The organism is Bythopirellula polymerisocia, assembly GCF_007860015.1.
GTDB classification, from domain to species: Bacteria; Planctomycetota; Planctomycetia; order Pirellulales; family Lacipirellulaceae; genus Bythopirellula; species Bythopirellula polymerisocia.
Genome location: NZ_SJPS01000007.1, coordinates 80,714 through 98,341, shown reverse-complemented (window position 1 = coordinate 98,341; position 17,628 = coordinate 80,714). Strand labels below are relative to the sequence as shown.

General features: G+C 55.1%; 15 protein-coding genes. 4 read left to right on the top strand and 11 right to left on the bottom strand.

The annotated features are described in order from the left end of the window. Positions 1-17: 17 nt before the first annotated feature. Positions 18-2,411, top strand: coding sequence for a vWA domain-containing protein (locus Pla144_RS19555; protein ID WP_146452402.1), 2,394 nt, complete (start codon positions 18-20; stop codon positions 2,409-2,411). Positions 2,412-2,470: 59 nt separating this feature from the next. On the opposite strand, the gene recG is transcribed toward Pla144_RS19555, so the two are convergent. The 4 genes from recG to priA form a co-directional block, all read right to left on the bottom strand. Next, the gene (gene recG / locus Pla144_RS19550) at positions 2,471-4,555 is read right to left on the bottom strand and encodes an ATP-dependent DNA helicase RecG (protein ID WP_146452401.1); all 2,085 of its coding nucleotides are present in this window, start codon (positions 4,553-4,555) and stop codon (positions 2,471-2,473) included. Between the two features lie 137 nt (positions 4,556-4,692). Beyond that, positions 4,693-5,151 (bottom strand): ribonuclease HI, encoded by a 459-nt coding sequence (rnhA, locus tag Pla144_RS19545; protein WP_146452400.1) that lies wholly within the window; start codon positions 5,149-5,151, stop codon positions 4,693-4,695. Positions 5,152-5,153: 2 nt separating this feature from the next. Further along, on the bottom strand, positions 5,154-6,884 hold the full coding sequence (locus Pla144_RS19540; RefSeq protein WP_197530838.1) for a sensor histidine kinase: 1,731 nt from the start codon (positions 6,882-6,884) through the stop codon (positions 5,154-5,156). 213 nt (positions 6,885-7,097) lie between these two features. Next, a complete protein-coding gene (gene priA / locus Pla144_RS19535) occupies positions 7,098-9,395 on the bottom strand; it encodes a replication restart helicase PriA (protein WP_146452398.1) in 2,298 nt (765 codons plus the stop codon). A gap of 111 nt (positions 9,396-9,506) precedes the next feature. On the opposite strand from priA, the gene nadD reads away from it, so the two are divergent. Further along, a complete protein-coding gene (gene nadD, locus Pla144_RS19530) occupies positions 9,507-10,127 on the top strand; it encodes a nicotinate (nicotinamide) nucleotide adenylyltransferase (protein WP_146452397.1) in 621 nt (206 codons plus the stop codon). An 85-nt stretch (positions 10,128-10,212) separates the two neighbouring features. Here nadD and Pla144_RS19525 read toward each other — a convergent pair whose 3' ends face one another. Next, positions 10,213-10,479, bottom strand: coding sequence for a hypothetical protein (locus tag Pla144_RS19525; RefSeq protein ID WP_146452396.1), 267 nt, complete (start codon positions 10,477-10,479; stop codon positions 10,213-10,215). Between the two features lie 238 nt (positions 10,480-10,717). Between Pla144_RS19525 and Pla144_RS19520 the strand changes: the two genes are divergently transcribed. Beyond that, positions 10,718-11,539 (top strand): sensor histidine kinase, encoded by an 822-nt coding sequence (locus tag Pla144_RS19520; protein ID WP_146452395.1) that lies wholly within the window; start codon positions 10,718-10,720, stop codon positions 11,537-11,539. Between the two features lie 46 nt (positions 11,540-11,585). Here Pla144_RS19520 and Pla144_RS19515 read toward each other — a convergent pair whose 3' ends face one another. Further along, positions 11,586-12,242, bottom strand: coding sequence for a hypothetical protein (locus Pla144_RS19515; RefSeq protein WP_146452394.1), 657 nt, complete (start codon positions 12,240-12,242; stop codon positions 11,586-11,588). Between the two features lie 299 nt (positions 12,243-12,541). Between Pla144_RS19515 and Pla144_RS19510 the strand changes: the two genes are divergently transcribed. Beyond that, positions 12,542-13,747 (top strand): hypothetical protein, encoded by a 1,206-nt coding sequence (locus tag Pla144_RS19510; RefSeq protein ID WP_146452393.1) that lies wholly within the window; start codon positions 12,542-12,544, stop codon positions 13,745-13,747. An 81-nt stretch (positions 13,748-13,828) separates the two neighbouring features. Here Pla144_RS19510 and Pla144_RS19505 read toward each other — a convergent pair whose 3' ends face one another. The 5 genes from Pla144_RS19505 to trpA all read right to left on the bottom strand — a co-directional run bounded on the left by Pla144_RS19505 (position 13,829) and on the right by trpA (position 17,604). Beyond that, positions 13,829-14,698: a hypothetical protein gene (locus Pla144_RS19505; RefSeq protein WP_146452392.1), complete on the bottom strand. Its 870-nt coding sequence runs from the start codon at positions 14,696-14,698 to the stop codon at positions 13,829-13,831. A 173-nt stretch (positions 14,699-14,871) separates the two neighbouring features. After that, complete coding sequence (locus Pla144_RS19500; RefSeq protein ID WP_146452391.1) at positions 14,872-15,144, bottom strand: hypothetical protein; 273 nt, start codon at positions 15,142-15,144, stop codon at positions 14,872-14,874. A 104-nt stretch (positions 15,145-15,248) separates the two neighbouring features. Continuing rightward, complete coding sequence (locus Pla144_RS19495) at positions 15,249-16,043, bottom strand: ion transporter (protein WP_231936454.1); 795 nt, start codon at positions 16,041-16,043, stop codon at positions 15,249-15,251. A gap of 21 nt (positions 16,044-16,064) precedes the next feature. After that, complete coding sequence (locus Pla144_RS19490) at positions 16,065-16,607, bottom strand: hypothetical protein (RefSeq protein WP_146452390.1); 543 nt, start codon at positions 16,605-16,607, stop codon at positions 16,065-16,067. A 196-nt stretch (positions 16,608-16,803) separates the two neighbouring features. After that, positions 16,804-17,604 (bottom strand): tryptophan synthase subunit alpha, encoded by an 801-nt coding sequence (gene trpA, locus Pla144_RS19485; protein ID WP_146452389.1) that lies wholly within the window; start codon positions 17,602-17,604, stop codon positions 16,804-16,806. Positions 17,605-17,628: the final 24 nt, after the last annotated feature.

Genomic DNA, 17,628 nt, shown 5'->3' with positions numbered 1-17,628 from the left:
CGTCGCAGGGCACTACCATGAAAGACAACGAACAACACGACTGGCACGACACCCTCATCGACCGCGGCCTGGCCGAACTGGTTGGTGGTGAAATGCCCCCCGACCTGACCGACCGCATCCTCGCCGCGGCCCATTCTGGCCAAGCGGAAAAAGTAACCCTGGCTGAAGGAACCGACGTCATGATTACGCCCATTGCCCACTCAAATGCCAAAACTTGGATCACGATCGCAGTTGCCATTTCGCTCTGTGGCGTGGCTGTCGGGTTGATGCTGGCGGAAGTTAGGTCTGCCAGAGAAACTGCGTTGCGAGAAGTCAGGTCTGACAGAGAAACTGCGTTGCGAACTGAGCCTCAGGCCGCGACCCAGCCGAATGCAACTAGCAAAGGGGTTTACTCGATACCAGGTGTCGTGGGGAATTTCGTCATCGATGAGCGAGAACACATTGATACCGGTGAATACTTCGACGATTCCTATGCAGGAACACCCAAAAGTGGATTATCAGGTGACAAACTGCAAATGATGGTCGAACCGCATGTGATTGCGGAGGATTATGAGGGGCAAGCCTTTTCTCCGTTACAGACCGCACCCTCTTCAGGAAAAAACCCGAAGCTCGGTTTCGAGTTTATGCCAGCCAGACCTCAAGCGAGAGAATCAGGCAGGATGCGAGATGAGACATTGCATGCCAAAGAGAGAAGCCTTCCCAGCCCGTACTACTCATCTGATGATGTGCAGTACTACGCAGGTAGTTCTGTTGAGCGTCTCAGTGAAGCACCACAAGTCGTACGCCAACGATTCAGACTTGGTGCCGGCCCTAGAACTGAAGTTGATCAGTATTTCGAAGGTGCACACCTGAATCGCCAAATCGCTCGACAGGATGTAGCCGGTAAAACTATCGTTGAATTTGAGAGTTTACGGAGCTCGCGTGAAGATTTACGAGAATTAATTGAACGCCGCCGTCCACAACTCGGCGAACAAGGCACCGGCCCTGACTCCTCCGGCGACCAATACACCCGCATCAACGATAATTCCTTCATCAAGGCCGAAGGAGGGAACGCCGTCAGTACGTTTTCAATTGATGTCGATACGGCCAGCTATGCCAACGTGCGGCAGTTCCTCGAGCAGTCGCGCCAGTTGCCGCCGCCGGATGCGGTGCGGATCGAGGAGTTGGTCAACTATTTTGATTACGACTACGCGGGGCCAATCGACGAGACGCCTTTCGCCGCCCACATGGAAATCGCCGCCTGCCCGTGGAACGCTGAGCATCGGCTGGCGCGGATCGGCATCAAGGGCCGCGAGATCGACCGCAAAGTCAGACCGCAATCGAACCTCGTGTTTCTGATCGATGTGTCGGGCTCGATGAACGAACCAAACAAGTTGCCACTCCTCGTCGAGGGAATGAAACTGCTGACCCGTGAACTAGGCGAGAACGACAAGGTTGCCATCGTGGTTTACGCCTCTAGCGAAGGTTTGGCGCTCGAAAGCACTCGCGGCGATCAGCAGCAGACGATCCTAGCCGCGCTGATGCGTCTGCAAGCCGGGGGTTCCACCGCCGGCGGGGCGGGGATCCAACTCGCCTACCAGACGGCCCAGGACAATTTTATCAAAGGAGGCGTCAACCGCGTGATCCTCTGCACCGATGGCGATTTCAATGTCGGCGTCACCGGTACCCCCGAACTGGAACGCATGGCAGAGGAGAAGGCGAAAGAGTCCGGCGTGTTTCTCACCGTTCTCGGCTTCGGTCGCGGCAACCTCAACGACGCGATGATGGAAGCCATCAGCGGCAAAGGCAACGGCAACTACCACTACGTCGACAATCTCACTGAAGCCCGCAAGCTGCTGGTCGAACAGATGGTCGGCACACTCGTGACGATTGCCAAGGATGTGAAGATCCAGGTAGAGTTTAACCCCGCGCAGGTGGCCGGTTACCGGCTGATTGGCTACGAGAACCGCATGTTGCGGACCGAGGATTTTAATGACGACAAGATGGACGCGGGGGAGATCGGCGCAGGGCATACGGTTACGGCTCTGTATGAAATTGTTCCTGTGGGGAAATCCGTAGAGAGTGGCGCGGTCGATCCATTGAAATATCAGGAAGAGGCGAAACCGCAAGCGGGGAGTGATAAGTTGCTTACATTAAAGCTCCGGTACAAACCTCCCGATGGCGATACGAGTACCAAGCTGGAATTCCCGGTCACTGACAAGGGCGATTCCTTCACCGATGCAACGGCTGACTTCCAATTCGCCTCGGCCGTCGCCAGTTTCGGTATGTTGCTCCGCAACTCCGAGTACTGCGGCGACGCGACCTACGATACGGTCCTGGAAACTGCCGGTAGCGCCAGCAGTCGCGACCACCATGGTTACCGTGCTGAGTTCATGGACCTAGTGCGAATCGCAAAGCAGTTGCAGCAATAGCGGTAAGGCAACGCGTGACACGACTCTACCTGCGACCCGTTGCGTCGCGGCTATTGCTGTCAACCCACATCGCTAATGTCCAGCGCCTCGCCGTAACGCTTGAGCATCTGCACTCTTAGACGCTCATGATCCGCGTGTTTGAGGCCGGGGTCTTCACTGACGAGAAGCTGTGCTTCGCGGCGGGCCTCTTCTAAGATGTCTCGATCACGTTGCAGGTCGGCAATTCGCAATGGCGGCAAACCATGTTGCTGTGTGCCGAAAAGATCACCGGGGCCGCGCATTGAAAAGTCTAGCTCTGCCAAGGCGAAACCATCCGTGGATTTGGAAAACGCCGTTAACCGTTCGCGGCCTTGATCGCTCAATTCCTCGCCAACCAGTACGCCACAAAATCCCGCGTGATTGCCACGACCCACCCGGCCTCGGAGTTGGTGCAGTTGAGCCAGGCCAAATCGCTCCGCCCCGGCGATCGTCATCACCGAGGCGTTGGGCACATCAACTCCCACTTCAATTACTGACGTGCTGACCAACACCTGCGTCTCACCATCGCGAAACAGGTCCATCGTCTCCTGTTTATCGGCGGGACTCAACCTTCCATGCAAGAGGGCGATGCGAAATGCTTCGAGTTCACCGTTCGTGAGTTGCTCGAATGCCTCCGCCACACTGGGTGCAGACACGGTCTCGGATTCATCCACCAACGGCGCGACGACATACGCCTGCCGCCCTTCCCGTAGGCGATCTCGGACAAATTGCCACCAGCGAGTCTGTTGATCCGGCTCGACGAGGTAGGTGTTGATCGGCTGCCGTCCCCCGGGAAGTTCGGTCAGCGTGGAAATATCCAAGTCGCCGAAGAGGGTCATCGTCACAGTGCGCGGGATCGGCGTGGCTGTCATCACCAGATAATGGGGCGACATATCTCCTTGTCTCAATGCCGCCCGTTGCCGCACGCCGAATTTGTGTTGCTCATCGATAACTACCAAGCCCAGGTCCTTGAATTTAACCGCGTCCTGGATCACGGCGTGGGTGCCAAGAACCACGTTGATTTCTCCGGCTGCGATATCCGCGAGAATCTGCTCCCGTTCACTCTTGGCCGTCCCACCGGCAAGAACAGCAAATCGCACCCGGCTTGCCTCGAGCATCCCGGCCAGTGTGTCGGCATGTTGCCGGGCCAGAATCTCCGTGGGAGCCATCAACACAGCCTGCTTACCATGCGCCACCGCCACCAGCATTGCGTACAATGCCACTAGCGTCTTGCCGCTCCCCACATCTCCTTGCAGCAAGCGATTCATTGGTCGGTCGAGTGCCATGTCGGCGCTCACCTCGCCAATCGCGCGGCTTTGACTCTCAGTAAGCTCAAACGGCAACAGCCTGCGAATGCGGGCATCAATCTTGGTCGTCGCCGGCAGAGGAGGCGCGGGCAACGAACGCTGCATGGAACGTCGCGTCGAGACGGCCAACTGCAAGACAAACAGTTCTTGAAAAATGAATCTGCGTCTCGCCCGTTCGAGCACTTCCAGATCGGCAGGTTGATGAATCCCGCGAATTGCTTCGGAAAGTGGTTCGATTTTGTAGCGACGCAGCAACTGCTCCGGAAAAACTTCCTCCGGCACCTCGGCCAGTTCTTCTACTGCCGACCACACCATCCGCCGCATGTAAAACTGCGACAGTCCCTCGGTAAGTGCATAGACGGGCAACAGCTTTCGCCCAGCCAATGGGTCTTCCTCGTCTGCGAGAAAAGTGATCTGCGGGTGCGACATCTCCCACATCATGCCGCGCATCTTTGGTTTGGCGGTGAGCAACAACTGCTGCCCTTCGTGAAATTTCCCGCGCATGAATGGCTGATTGAACCAGGTCGCCCGCAGATGGCCAGTCGAGTCTTGTACGAGTATAGAAACGCGGGTCTTACCAAAGCCCGAGTTGGCGATGGCGGTTTCGGTTACCTCGGCGCGCACGCTCTGCAACTCGTCTTCGTCAAGCTCGGCGATGAGTCGCTCGTCCGAAAGATCCTGATAGTCGCGAGGGAAGTCGAACAGCAAATCACTTGCGGTGCGGATCCCCATCCGCTCCAGGAGCCGCGCCCGCTCTCGCCCCACATGGCGAAGCCCTTCGACAGTGGCGAGCAGAGTTTGCTTGATGGTATCTTCCATTCTCGCATTGTAGAAGACGTAAGAGGCGAGCGTCGAGGGTTAGCCGCGACGCGATTGCCGAACCTCACGAGGCAAAGCGGAGCGCTCCGCTTAATGCCTCGTGGAACTCGGCAGCCGCGTCACGGCTAACTTGCCACTCACAGATACTTCTGGTACGCCGCGACCGCCAATTCGTCCACGCGGTCGTTTTCGGCGTGGCCGCTGTGTCCCGCTACGCGAGTGTATCGGACCTCATGCCGAGCTAATTGTTCGTCGAGCAGTTTCCATAGATCCTCGTTCTTGACGGGCACGAATCGCTTTCCTTCTCTGCGCCGCCATCCGTTTGCCTTCCACTTGGGCATCCACTCGCTCATCCCTTTGCCGACATATACGCTGTCAGTAAATAATTCCACGTGCGTGGGCTTCTTAAGTGCGGACAAACCCTCAATCACTCCGATTAGCTCCATGCGGTTGTTGGTGGTCTCGCGCTCCCCACCGGAACGCTCCATCTCTTTGCCCGTCGCCGGATGGCGCAAGATGAACGCCCAGCCACCGGGACCTGGATTCCCGCTACAGCCACCATCCGTGTATAAATGAACTTCAGGAAGTTTTGCCATAGTTACTTGTTCGCAGTTGCTTCTACTCGTGGTCTTGCCAATTCTCGTAATTCATCGCCAATCGTCGAAAAGCTCCGCGAACCGTCATCGATAGTCCAGGGCAAAACGACCGTGAACTCGCTTCCTTTGCCCAGTTCGCTCTCCACTGTGATTTCTCCGCCCAATAAGCGGCATAACTCACGAACGATCGACAATCCTAATCCAGTTCCAGAGTATTCACGGGTCATCGCCGTGCCGCCGGCGAGTACATTCGAACCTTGGCGGAATTTTTCAAAGATTATTGTCTGCTCCGAGTCGCTGATTCCTACGCCCGTGTCGGCGACACTCATCCGGAGTTCGTCCCGTCGGTCACGCCTCACGCTCACAGTGATCCGCCCTCCATCGGGTGTGAATTTAATTGCATTGGAAAGCAAATTATTGATAATCTGCTCTACCTTGCTGCAATCCTGTCGCATATGGGGCAAACCCGGTTCGACTTGGCAATCCAACTCGATGTGTTTCTTTTCGCTTAGTGGACGCGCCATGTCGCACTGGTTCGCCACGATCGAGCCGATACTAAACTCGCTCGGGCGAATCTCCATCTTGCCGCTTTCGATCTTCGCCAGATCAAGAATATCGTTGATCATCTCCAGCAGCTGCCGACCAGAACGCTGGATGTTTCCGGCATAGCGTTTTTCCTTGTCCTCGAGCTTTTCCAACGACACGAGCAGATCACTGAATCCAATAATGCTATTGAGCGGCGTTCGCAGTTCGTGGCTCACCGTGGCGAGAAAATCGCTCTTCACCTGGTTCATCTCAAACAGCCGCATATTGGCCTCGGCCATCTCATCGATCTTTTCGTCTAGCTCCGTGTTGACTTCGCGGAGCTCGTCTTGCTGACGCAACAATTGCCGCAACATGCGGTTGAACGCGGCACCTAGTTCCTCGAATTCGTCTCCAGTATGGATCACAGCCCGCTGGTCGATATCGCCGCTACGGACCGCATCGCTCACGTCGCGCAAATGCCGGAGCGGCTTGACGATGATGTAACGCACAATGGCATACAGGGCCATCATCGCCAGGAACACGGTGACTATCGCCGCCACGATCAACCAGGCGATTATGTTCTGCTGTGCCTTCTTGATTTCCGCCGCGTCTGTTTCGATCCTCACCACGGCCAACAAATCGCCCACCCGCAAGTCGGGCCAGTAGACTTCCATCCCCGGCGAACTGTGACAAAGGATGCAACCCTCCTTGGCGAACACCGGTTCGTAATATTGATAGATCCAACGATTCTTATTTCCGATATCTGGTTGAGTCCCTTCTTGCTCGACCACTACCGAATCATACTCTTTGGCTTTCACGAGTCGTTGGTACCATTGTGGGCCAAGGTCCTCGATCTCGGCATCGCTTTTCAAGTTTTTACCTATATCTTCCCACCGATCTAAGAGGTCCCATTCAAACTGCTCTTCGGGACTACCTAGACCTTGTTCGTTCTTAGGTCGCAAGATTTGCCATTTAACATTCGCACTTCGCAGCATCTCGGCAGTGCGTTCGTCGGCCCGCTGCATAGCTTCATCGGCTTCTTGCTTCTTGAAGTGAGCCTCAACCAAGACGGACTTGGCAAGTGCCTCCCCGGTAAAACTGGTCCGATCTTCGACAATCTGATTCATCAGATTAGCCGACCACCAGAAACTCCCTGCGATTAAAGGCAACAGGCACGTGCCAAAAAGCAGCCGACACTTGCGTTCCAAGCTGCTTTCGCCAATCGCCTTTTTGAACCCGCGGTAACTCATGGAGGGGGAGAGTAGTGTCTAGATGTTAGAGGTTAGGGATTCAGCAGTCAGCCGAGAGCGAATGTGACCGGAGCAACGAACTACTATTCTAGGCCACCACAGCAATCACGTCCAAGTGCAACGCTTTCTGCCTCTCTCTAGCCTCTATCCTCCAGTCTCTAACCTCTACTCTCACATCATGTCCCACGGATCCACGTCCACTGCTAGAAACGTCCCGGTGGGCACCTTCCACTTAGCTGTCGCTCCGGTTACGGCACTTCGCAGAGGGTCGAGCGTTGGTGCTTGCAGTTGAATCTGAAAGCGATAATGGTCGCGAAGCTTGGGAATCGCCGCCGCTGCGGGACCCATGATGCGGACTCCTTCTTCGCCTGTGGTTTCCTGCCTCAAGCGTTGGGTGAGTCCCTCAGCCACTGCCTGTGCGGTTTCTTCCTGCGGTCCGCGCACCAGAATTCGAATCATCGAACCGAAGGGTGGATAACAGAGCTGGCGTCGCGTGGCGAGATCTTCCTCGGCAAACATTTCAAAATCATGCCGCACCGCCGCGCGAATCGCCATGTGTTCGGGGCTCAATGTCTGGACTAAAACCCGCCCCCCTTTTTCACCCCGCCCCGTGCGACCCGCCACCTGGGCTACTAGCTGAAAGGTGCGTTCTCCCGCACGGAAGTCTGGCAAGTGGAGCGCGGTGTCGGCGTTGATTACTCCCACCAACGTGACGTTGGGAAAGTCCAACCCCTTGGCAATCATTTGGGTCCCCAGCAGGATGTCGATTTCGCCCTGACAGAATTTATCGAGCACGCGCTGGTGACTGCCGGCCTTGCGCATACTGTCGGTATCCATTCGCTCGCAGGTGTGCTCGGGGAATCGAGCCCGCACTTCGGCCTCGAGTTTCTGAGTCCCCATCCCGCCGTAGCGAATCGCCGGGGACTTGCAGTCAGGGCAATTCACAGGGGGTGGCTCATGGTGGTCGCAATAGTGGCAGCGAAGTATCGACTCTTGCCGATGAAAGGTAAGCGACAAATCGCACGCCGGGCACTCGGCCACATACCCACACGCCGGGCACTGGACATGGGTCGCAAACCCGCGGCGGTTTAAGAGTAGAATCACCTGGCCCTCATCCCGCAGCGCAGCCACCATAGCCTGGTGCAATGGTCGACTGATAGCCCCTCGGCTGAAACGCGTGTGTGCCGGATCGCGCAAATCGACCGTCAGCACATCTGGCAAAGGCCGATTCGAGACCCTACGCGGCAGATCGAGCCTCGCAAATTCGCCTTGCTCGGTCTTGTACCACGATTCCAGTGATGGTGTCGCGCTACCCAAGACCAGCGGAATCCCTTCGGCCTGTGCCCTCTGCCAAGCCACATCGCGGGCATGGTACCGTGGTGCGCTGTCCTGCTTGAATGAAGATTCATGTTCCTCGTCCATGACGATCAAACCCAGATTCGGTGTCGGAGCAAAGACGGCACTCCGTGCGCCAACGACGACTTGCACGTCGCCCCGGGCAATCCGCTGCCACTCACGATGACGCTCGACATGCGACTGGTGACTATGCAATACCGCCACCCCGTCGAAACGAGCGCGAAACCGCCGTACTGTTTGCGGCGTCAAACTAATCTCCGGCACAAGGACAATAGCCTGCCGCCCGTAGCCAACGACCCGCTCAATCGCCTGCAAATAGACCTCAGTCTTGCCGCTCCCTGTTACGCCAAAAAGTACCATCCCACGCGGTTTGCCAGACTCTAGGGCCGCATCGATGGCATCGAGTGCGTGCTGCTGATCCTCATTTAGTACGAGCGGCGACTCTCGTTCGACGATCGTTTCGTCGAGCTCACTTGACCGGACTCGTTTCTCGTGAGCTTCTATCAATCCCCTTTTTAGGAGTTGTTTTATCGGTCCCGCCGTGCAGCCTACAGCATCGGCTAATTGAGCCGTTGTGAGACTTCTTTCACTCGCTGCCAAATGAGCCAATGCCTTGCGTTGTTGCGGCGAGCCAAGTTTCAATTGCCCCAGCGTATCCCGAACATCCTCGGGCACCGACAACAGCGTCACTTTGCGTGTCCCTGCCAGCAGTCTCACCCCCGCAGGGACAACCGCCTCAAGCACTTCGCCCCACTTACAAAGGTAATAGTCTGCCATCCACCTCGTGAGCCGCAGCATGGCCGGCGATAAAAGCGCAGACGCATCAATCACTTCGGCGACCAATTTGAGTCGCGCCGCATCGACCAGCTTCGTCTCTAATGTCACACAGTAACCAACCACTTTTCGATTCGACCGCCCAAAGGGCACTCGCACCCGTCGCCCTACCTCTAAGAAATAGTCGCCCCGGTCACTCAAAGTATCTGGCACAAGATAGTCATACTCACCCGTGGCTCCTTCCCCCAGCACTATCGTCGCCACTAACCGCTGCGATTGGGCATCCACTTCCCATTCCGCGGGTTCGTCGTCAAACAAACTCTGTTGTTGCTTGGACATAGTAGGAAGCTTGGACCAGAGGGGACTGGGGTCTGAGGAAAGAACACGCTATGGTACATTGTCACAGGTTTGTTTCACAGCGCGACAATTTCCCCAGACTCCCAAGCTCCCATGAAAATCGGACTCTTCGGCGGCAGTTTTGATCCCGTTCATCGGGCACACCTTGCGCTGGCCAATAGTTGCCGCGAGCAGGCCCAGCTCGATCGAGTCTGGTTTGTCCCGACGGCACATCAGCCCTTCAAGCCTGGGGGACCCTTTGCATCGAATGCCGATCGATTGGCGATGCTAGAGATTGCTCTCGCCGAATGTATGAACTGCGAGATTTGCACTCACGAAATCGAGCGCGGCGGCATGAGCTACACCATCGATACCTTAACGCACCTTAAAGATACTCATCCAGAGTCGGAATGGTTTTTATTGCTGGGTGCCGATTCGCTCGCCGATTTTCCTTTTTGGCGCCGCCCGGCCGACATTTGCCGACTTGCCACGCCCCTGGTAGTTAATCGTGCCGGGGAGCCCGCACCAAATTTCGGGCATCTGAGTGAAATAGTCTCGCCCTCTCGGTTGGCTGAGATTGAGTCTCTTGAAGTGAAGATGCCTCCCCTAGCGATCAGCAGCACATCGATTCGCGAAGCAATCGCCCAAGGCAAAGAATGGCAATCACAGGTGCCTGAAACGGTTGCAGAGTACATCCGTGAGCATGGACTTTATCTAGGCGAGGCGGGTGCGTAAGCCTCTGGCACGTCCCGCAATGCCAGAAGATTACGCGTTTGGCTCGCCATTAGCTCCAGGCGCTGACGCTTCTGGCTCGCCGCGTCTACGCCGCCTCGGCTGTGGGTTCCTGCAGAGTCGCTAGCACTAGTTGGTGCAAATTACCCAGGATCAAATCTGGCTCTGCGCGTAATGCATCTACCACATCGCTTAGCTGCTCACGATGTGATTGCGTCATGTCCAACAGCAAACACTTCTTTCCACGAATTACGCAGTGTCCGCCACCCGCACCGTCGAGCACCTCTTCGCGAACCTCGTAACCCGCACTTCGTGCCGTCTCCAGCGCCAGTGATAGCAGTTTCGCCGTATGCATAAGACTGTTCCCTTTCGTATTTTCCAAAATGCGGGCCGGGATTGTAGCGTCTTCGGTTTGAGTCGCCCAGGCGAATCCGTCGATAGAAAGTAATGAGTGAAGAGATGAGCTAAGTCTTAATCACGAAACAAGTTAAATCATTCCTTTCAGTCAAGCGAGCGAGAGTAGCACGACTTGGCAAACTGAGGCGTGTTTAACTATTGGTCCAAAATCAAAGTCGAAACCGGACGGAGCACGAATGTCAGGCAGAAATCTAACTCCCGAACAGGAAATCGAACTCTTGAAACGGCAACTTGCCCAGACCCAGCGGATGGCTGCCCTCGGCGAATTGGCTGGCACAACTACGCACGAATTCAACAATGTGTTGATGACCATTCTCAACTACGCCAAGCTTGGCCTACGCCACAAAGATGAACCAACCCGCGACAAGGCTCTCACCAAAATCCTCGCCGCCGCTCAGCGTGCCGAGAAGATCACTAACAGCGTCCTGGGCCTAGCCCGCAATCGCCAGGAGGAATTTGCCCCTACGCAATTGTCCCAACTCATCAACGAATCGCTCATCTTGCTCGAACGCGAGATGACCAAGTATCGAGTCAATGTCCGCCGCGAATTCGCTGAGGTTCCTTGCGTCCGCGCCATCGGGAATCAGATCCAGCAGGTCCTGTTGAATCTGATGACCAACGCCCGCCAGGCCATGCCCATGGGAGGCGAACTGTTGTTGCAACTCGCTCATGACGGAGCCAGCAACTCTGTTGATCTCACGATCCGCGACACCGGCAGTGGCATTCCCCGCGAGCAATTGCCAAAGATATTCGACCGCTACTTCTCCACGAAGTCCGGCCCCGACGAAACTGGCAAAGGGGGCACTGGAGTGGGATTGGCCACCTGCAAAGACATCATCGATGCCCACCAGGGCCGCATACGTGTGCAAAGCACAGTCGGCCGCGGCACCGCGTTTGTCATCCGCCTACCAGTATTCCAGCAGAAGGCGCAGACGGTCCCACTGCCCAAACTGGGCGTCCCCACCGGTGAGACTCGGGGAGAAGTGGTCGGTGGTTAGTGGTTGGTTATCAGTCGTTGGTCATTGGTCGATGCAAATTGGTCATTTACTCCCTCGGGTTCGTCAGTCGCTCTTGAATATCTTCGAGCATCTGTAGTTCAACTTCGCAGTCCCGTCCCAGCGGGATCCAGTAGGCACTCGGCCGGGTGCGACTGACCTGCTCATTCATGTTACTGCGAAGTGAGTTGTCGCTACGAAATACGGCCGCCCCCGCCGTAGAGTTCTCGGGGCGTGGCAGGTCTTCAATCTCCTTTTGTACAATCGCTTCTACAAACCAGCCCCCTTGCTGGGGAATTACCCTGATCTCCGCTCGGCGGCGAATGCTTTGAAAAGTGCTTTCGAATAGATTGTAGCGCCCCACGGAGTCACGCATCTGGGGCTCGAGCAGTGTTGAGCCGACCTGCGGAAATGTGTCGATGCGACCCTCGGTCAGCACATTGCCCACCAGTTGCACGCGATTCTCTTGATCGACTCGGAAGTAGTCGTCTACGACGTCGACGATCTGTTCCCAGGCAAAGTCTTCGTTCACAACGGGGACTAACACTCCTTGGGTGACTGTAGGCTCTGACTGGGTTTGTCCCATTTGTGGTGCCTGAAAAAGGGAGTTCGCTCCGCCAGGTGCTACAAACGTTGGCTGGGCGGTTCCTACCACTGGCGCCGTCAGCGGCACAGGTGCCTCTTGAAAATGATGACATCCCGACATAAGTGCGACCACCAAAGCGCAGCAAAGCCCAGGGATTGCAATCCCTGGGCGTTTAAGCGCTAGGCGTTGCACACTCTTCTTTTTGTTTCGAGATTCCATCTACTGACAACGAACCACGGGCCACGGACCAAAACCGGCGAATCTTCCCCAAACCCCGCCAGCCCTGCAAGGCCGAACCACCCCTGCTAGCACGCTGCTTTCCCCTGTAACACTTCTCGCGTCCCTACGCTCATTCAATTTGAGCCGATTACGGCACCTGCTAACGAACCAAACGACCCTCTCTCACAAGGAACCTTTCCATGAAATCTCGCAAGCACAGTTCGTCATACCGACCAAGTTTCTCAATGGAACGTCTTGAAGAACGCCAAATGATGGCTGGCGACGTAGCGGCCTATATGAACAACGGCAACCTTTACGTCAACGAGGCTTCCGGGCAGGCGGGCACCGCCAATGCAGTGCAGGTCTCGCAACTCTCGAACGGATTGGTGCGGGTCCAAGGAACTGCAAATCAAGGAGGCGGCCAGACGCTCGTCAATGGCCTCCCCTACCAAGACTTCAATATCCCCACCTATTCCCAACAAGTTGGCCATCTGGTCGTCTACTTGGGAGGCGGCAACGACAGCATCATCGTGGGAACAGGCAATGTCGTCAACAAATTCAATACCATCTCTATTAACACCGCCTCGTCAAATCCGAATGACCCGGGCGATGCAGACCTGGTCAAGTTATACAATGTCTCCACGCGCGCTGGATCCAATATCTACACCGGTGGAGGCTCAGATAATGTGGTTTTGGACAAAACTATCTTCAATGCCAATTATGGAGGCTATTTCAGTGTCGACACTGGTGAAGGTAACGACAGCGTGCGATTCTTTGGCGTCACCACAAAGGACTATCTCAATATCTACACCAAAGGTGGCAATGACTACATCGATGTTTCGTCCTCGACCATCGGTGATGGCATAGGCATCGACTATCTCAACGTCTACGCGGGAACTGGGGCTGACTCGATCAATTTCAACACCAATGCGTTAGGATCGACCTATGTGCGTGGTCACCTGAATGTCTACGCCTACGACAACATTGCCGAGAACGATGCCGACACTGTCGACATGCGAAGCACTTACGTCAGTCACCACATCAACACTTCCTTGGGTGGTGGAAACGATCAACTTCGGATGCTCGGTGTCTTCGCAGGAACCGACATCGTGCTCTTTGGAGACGCCGGAAATGACACCTTCAATCTTACTGATGTCCGTGCTGCAGACGATTTCTTCGCCTACTTGGGTGAAGGAGATGACTCGCTCAAAATGGAATATGTCGGAGCCGATGAGATGATCTTGGATGGAGAAGGTGGCAACGATTCCGTCAGTCGATGGAACAATGCCTACGTCCGCGATCTGGCTCTTCGAAATTGGGAATCCATCAACGGAGTCACCCAGGTCTACCGCAAGGCAGTCACCCCGATCATCAAAGGAGGCAACTTCAGCACACTGAGCCGCTAAATAACGGCTGAGAACCGCTCTTCGCAACGCCCAGGGATTGCACTCCCTGGGCGATTTCTTTTCTCCCGACGCCACTCTCTCTCAACTCTCAGTTTCCAGCTTCCGATGCCCGCGAAAACATAGAAAGCTTCCCAACATCGCCACAACTATCGCCATCGTCGACGGTTCAGGTATTACATCAAACATGATCCCAGCGAATCCGGCTGCCTCACCGACGACTCCGGAGTTGAAGCGGATCTTAATGAAATCGTCGGCTGTGAAATTGTCGTATCGAAACGTATAGACGTCCGTGGTTCCGTTGAAGGTCAAGCCTGTTAGATTCACACCGACATCGACACTCGGATCCACGTTGCTGGCACCACGAGGATTGAGCCGAGCGACTGAGTCATGTTCTCCGTTCGTGTTGTCTACTACGATTCTTAGCAGGAATGATGTCGGAACCCCTGGACCCAGCGAAATCCTGTTCACTGAATTATTGGAATTGTTTCTCGTATTCAGATCCACCAGCGAACCGGATAATCCCTGCTCCCCGCTGGGCAGCGTAAACGTGTCCCAGGAAGGCTGACCCCCTTTAGAGTAGACGCCAAAAACGAGTGGATTACCAAACGGGGCCATCGTATCCAACGGATCCATGGTATCGCCAGAAAAGTAGCCGGCATCGCCAGAAAAAGTGCGATCCGATTGCGAAATGTCGAACTGCATACTTGCCCAACTGGGCAGGGCGAATCGCATGTTATCCTGCGGTGCCTTTTCCGTCACCGGTGTACTCGCGGAGAACTGCGCGAAGTAATATCCCGCCTGACCAAATCCCAGCGATTGAAAATTAGTTTGATCAATTGTCTGGCCGACGAATGAAACTGCCTGTGGTGCAGCATGAACAGTCTGTGTGCTAACCAAGATCGCTAAAGTCGCAAAACAAACTGCGACACAACCAAACCATCTCGTGATCATTGAATCCTCCGCCATAAGTGTCAGGATGGAACGCTCCCTGCATATCAGAGCTTCGCAAGTATCCATCCTACACAACAGCGTCTACTTTCAGCAATAAAAAACCGAGAAGCAATTTCTCCCATCGCCCAGATTTTGCAATCCGCGGGCAAGTGATATCCCTCAACACTCAACTCTCAACTCTCCCAATCGCCACCCCCGTCGCTTCGCCAACCCCTGGCCAAATCGCAATCCGGCAAAGATTCCTCCGCGAGTATAGCTGCCACTGCCAACAATGTGATCGCCGTAATAACCATGCCACAAATACGCACTCGACACATCCAGATCCACAGGTAAAACTGCTCGCGAACCTTGGAAAAATCCTCGGAGACATAATAGGCGCCGATATGTCCAGGTAAGAACACCCAACCGACTCGCAACATCAACCCCGCTGCAACACAAAAGACCACGCCCTATACGGAGTCTCCAATTTTCGCTTCATCATGTTACAGCTGCTTCATTAAATTTCAGGACGCAATGCCCAGGGATTGTAATCTCTGTGCAATTCTTCCTTTTACTTATACCCTTTCTCCGCTTCTTCCATCTCGCGCGCCTTTTGCAAGGATGCCGCCACCAAACCAGCAGGCACTGAGACCACCGCCAACCCGATGATCAGAATGAAAAAAGTAAAGCACCGGCCTCCCACCGTAATTGGATAGACATCGCCATAGCCTACCGTGGTCAGCGTGGCGACCGCCCACCACAGGCTGTGAAAAACAGAGGCGAACTTTTCTGGCTGAGCCTCATGTTCGCAATAGTAGATCCCCACCGCCGCCAGATACATCAAGATCCCCGTTACACAAGTGAATAACACGATCTCTTCTCGGGCTATGTGTAGCGCGCGAAACAGACGGCGAATCGCCTTATTGTAGCGCACGATCTTCAGCACTCGAAACAACCGCAGGAACCGAAACACTCGCACTGCCCGCAGATCGATGACATTCCCAATCCAAAATGGAAAAATGGCCACTAAGTCTATGATTCCATAGAAACTCCGAATGTATTGCCAAGGATGATCTGCCACGACAAACCGGGCCAGATACTCGATCGTAAAGAGCACCAGAATGACAAAATCAACACGATTCAGCCACTTTAGGGTAACAGGATTCAAGTGGGGCAAGGTTTCAATCGAGAAGGTAGTGACCGAAATCAATATGAGCAATTGAATGAAGACAGCAAACGCAAAACCCGCCTTGGTATCGGTTCGTTCAATGATGCTCTTCAGCTGTGGCATACAGCCAAAATTTAACATGGCGAGGAAGATACCGCCACCCGGACAACGCGCGTTATCCGTGACTCGGAGCGTCAAGGTATAAAGATCTGCTTGCAATCATCCAAGCAATATTGGTGCGTCGTCATCTCCTTCGCGCTCGGCCCATTGTTTGCGAACTTCGCCGAGGCCATAAACGCAAAGCTCGAAGCGATCGCTCAGGCGTTTCAGGACGTCGTCAGGGGTGGAGCTGTCGTCGGCAGGCAGGCGACTGGCCAGAAAGTAGTTACGTTTGCCTTGGTCCTTGTAATTAATGAGGCTGTCTTTGGTTTGCTTGCGACGGTTTTCTGCGGTTTCGGGGTAGACACCTAGCCAGAACAGAGTGAAGTCGCCGATGTGGCGATGCACGCGGCGACGTGCCGGGCCTTGCCGTGCCTGGGCCTCGGCGAGCATGTCAGTAACCTGCAACAATCGCTCGCCGGTAGGCGTACGGAGACCAAAGATCGCGTCGGTCCGTACAAAGTGAGTCAGTAGTCCTGAGAGATAGTCGATCAGCGGGGGATCGGCCACGCCGAGTTGTGAAGTGAAGGTGTACTCGGTGATGCCGGCAAAAAACCGGTGCAATACTTCGCTACGATTGGAATGCGGAGAACCAGCGGTCATGGGCGACCTCCATCAAGTGACATGGAGTCGTTTCACTCGCACGCAAACGGACACACTACCCACATGCATACGAGACCTCTTTTAATTGTACCTTGCCCATCGAGGCAAGGTCAAATTTTTGGTTCCTGGATTGCCGCATTATCATATCTCGGTAGAAAGGAGATACCGACCATAGAAAAAAATACCTATCCGCGATCTAATTCAGCGCTGCCAGCATAGATTCGAGGTAATCACCGACTGATGCAAGAGTCGCCTGACGACCATTCGAGGCAGCCTCGGCGATGCGACGCACAACCGCCGAGCCCACAATAAGGCCGTCGGCCACCGGGGAAAGCAGCCGCACATGCTCCGGTTGGTTGATGCCAAAACCGATGCATACCGGCAATGGAGTCTGCTCGCGGAGCCAACTGACACGGTCTACCAACTCCGGGGGAAGTTGCGTTCGTTCTCCCGTGATTCCCGCTACGGACACATAGTAGATGAACCCGCTGGAGGTGGCGGCGATCCTCAAGGCCCGCTCCTGGGGAGTCGTGGGAGTGATCAACTGCACGAGACTCAAGTCGCGCGCCGCGCAGATTTTCGCCAACTGCGGAGATTCTTCCACCGGAAGATCGGGAACAATCATCCCAGCAACGCCGCGATTGCTGAGTTCGTCGGCATATGCTTCCACACCATGGCGATAGATGATCGCGTAGCTCACCATCGTCACCAGCGGGGCCGGCACCTGCGGAGCCACCTCGCCAAGCATATTGAGAATCCCGGTGAGCTTCACTTTTTTCTCGAGAGCGCGAGTGTAAGACGCCTGGATCACCGGGCCATCGGCGATCGGGTCGCTATAAGGGATTCCCACTTCGCATATCGCAGCTCCGCGGGAGACGAGTTCTCGAATTACCTCGCCAGTGAACTCTAGGTCGGGATCACCGGCCGTGACAAACGGCATCAACGCCTTGCGGTTCTCGCTACGGAGACTTGTAAAAAGTTTGTCAATTGCTGACATGAATTTTGAATCACTCTAAGGCAA

What these genes read in the sequence shown, in the direction of transcription:
- Pla144_RS19555 (WP_146452402.1), top strand. Translation starts at nt 18, where the DNA reads ATGAAAGACAACGAACAACACGACTGGCACGACACCCTCATCGACCGC.
- recG (WP_146452401.1), bottom strand. Translation starts at nt 4,555, where the DNA reads ATGGAAGATACCATCAAGCAAACTCTGCTCGCCACTGTCGAAGGGCTT.
- rnhA (WP_146452400.1), bottom strand. Translation starts at nt 5,151, where the DNA reads ATGGCAAAACTTCCTGAAGTTCATTTATACACGGATGGTGGCTGTAGC.
- priA (WP_146452398.1), bottom strand. Translation starts at nt 9,395, where the DNA reads ATGTCCAAGCAACAACAGAGTTTGTTTGACGACGAACCCGCGGAATGG.
- nadD (WP_146452397.1), top strand. Translation starts at nt 9,507, where the DNA reads ATGAAAATCGGACTCTTCGGCGGCAGTTTTGATCCCGTTCATCGGGCA.
- Pla144_RS19525 (WP_146452396.1), bottom strand. Translation starts at nt 10,479, where the DNA reads ATGCATACGGCGAAACTGCTATCACTGGCGCTGGAGACGGCACGAAGT.
- Pla144_RS19520 (WP_146452395.1), top strand. Translation starts at nt 10,718, where the DNA reads ATGTCAGGCAGAAATCTAACTCCCGAACAGGAAATCGAACTCTTGAAA.
- Pla144_RS19515 (WP_146452394.1), bottom strand. Translation starts at nt 12,242, where the DNA reads ATGTCGGGATGTCATCATTTTCAAGAGGCACCTGTGCCGCTGACGGCG.
- Pla144_RS19510 (WP_146452393.1), top strand. Translation starts at nt 12,542, where the DNA reads ATGAAATCTCGCAAGCACAGTTCGTCATACCGACCAAGTTTCTCAATG.
- Pla144_RS19505 (WP_146452392.1), bottom strand. Translation starts at nt 14,698, where the DNA reads ATGATCACGAGATGGTTTGGTTGTGTCGCAGTTTGTTTTGCGACTTTA.
- Pla144_RS19490 (WP_146452390.1), bottom strand. Translation starts at nt 16,607, where the DNA reads ATGACCGCTGGTTCTCCGCATTCCAATCGTAGCGAAGTATTGCACCGG.
- trpA (WP_146452389.1), bottom strand. Translation starts at nt 17,604, where the DNA reads ATGTCAGCAATTGACAAACTTTTTACAAGTCTCCGTAGCGAGAACCGC.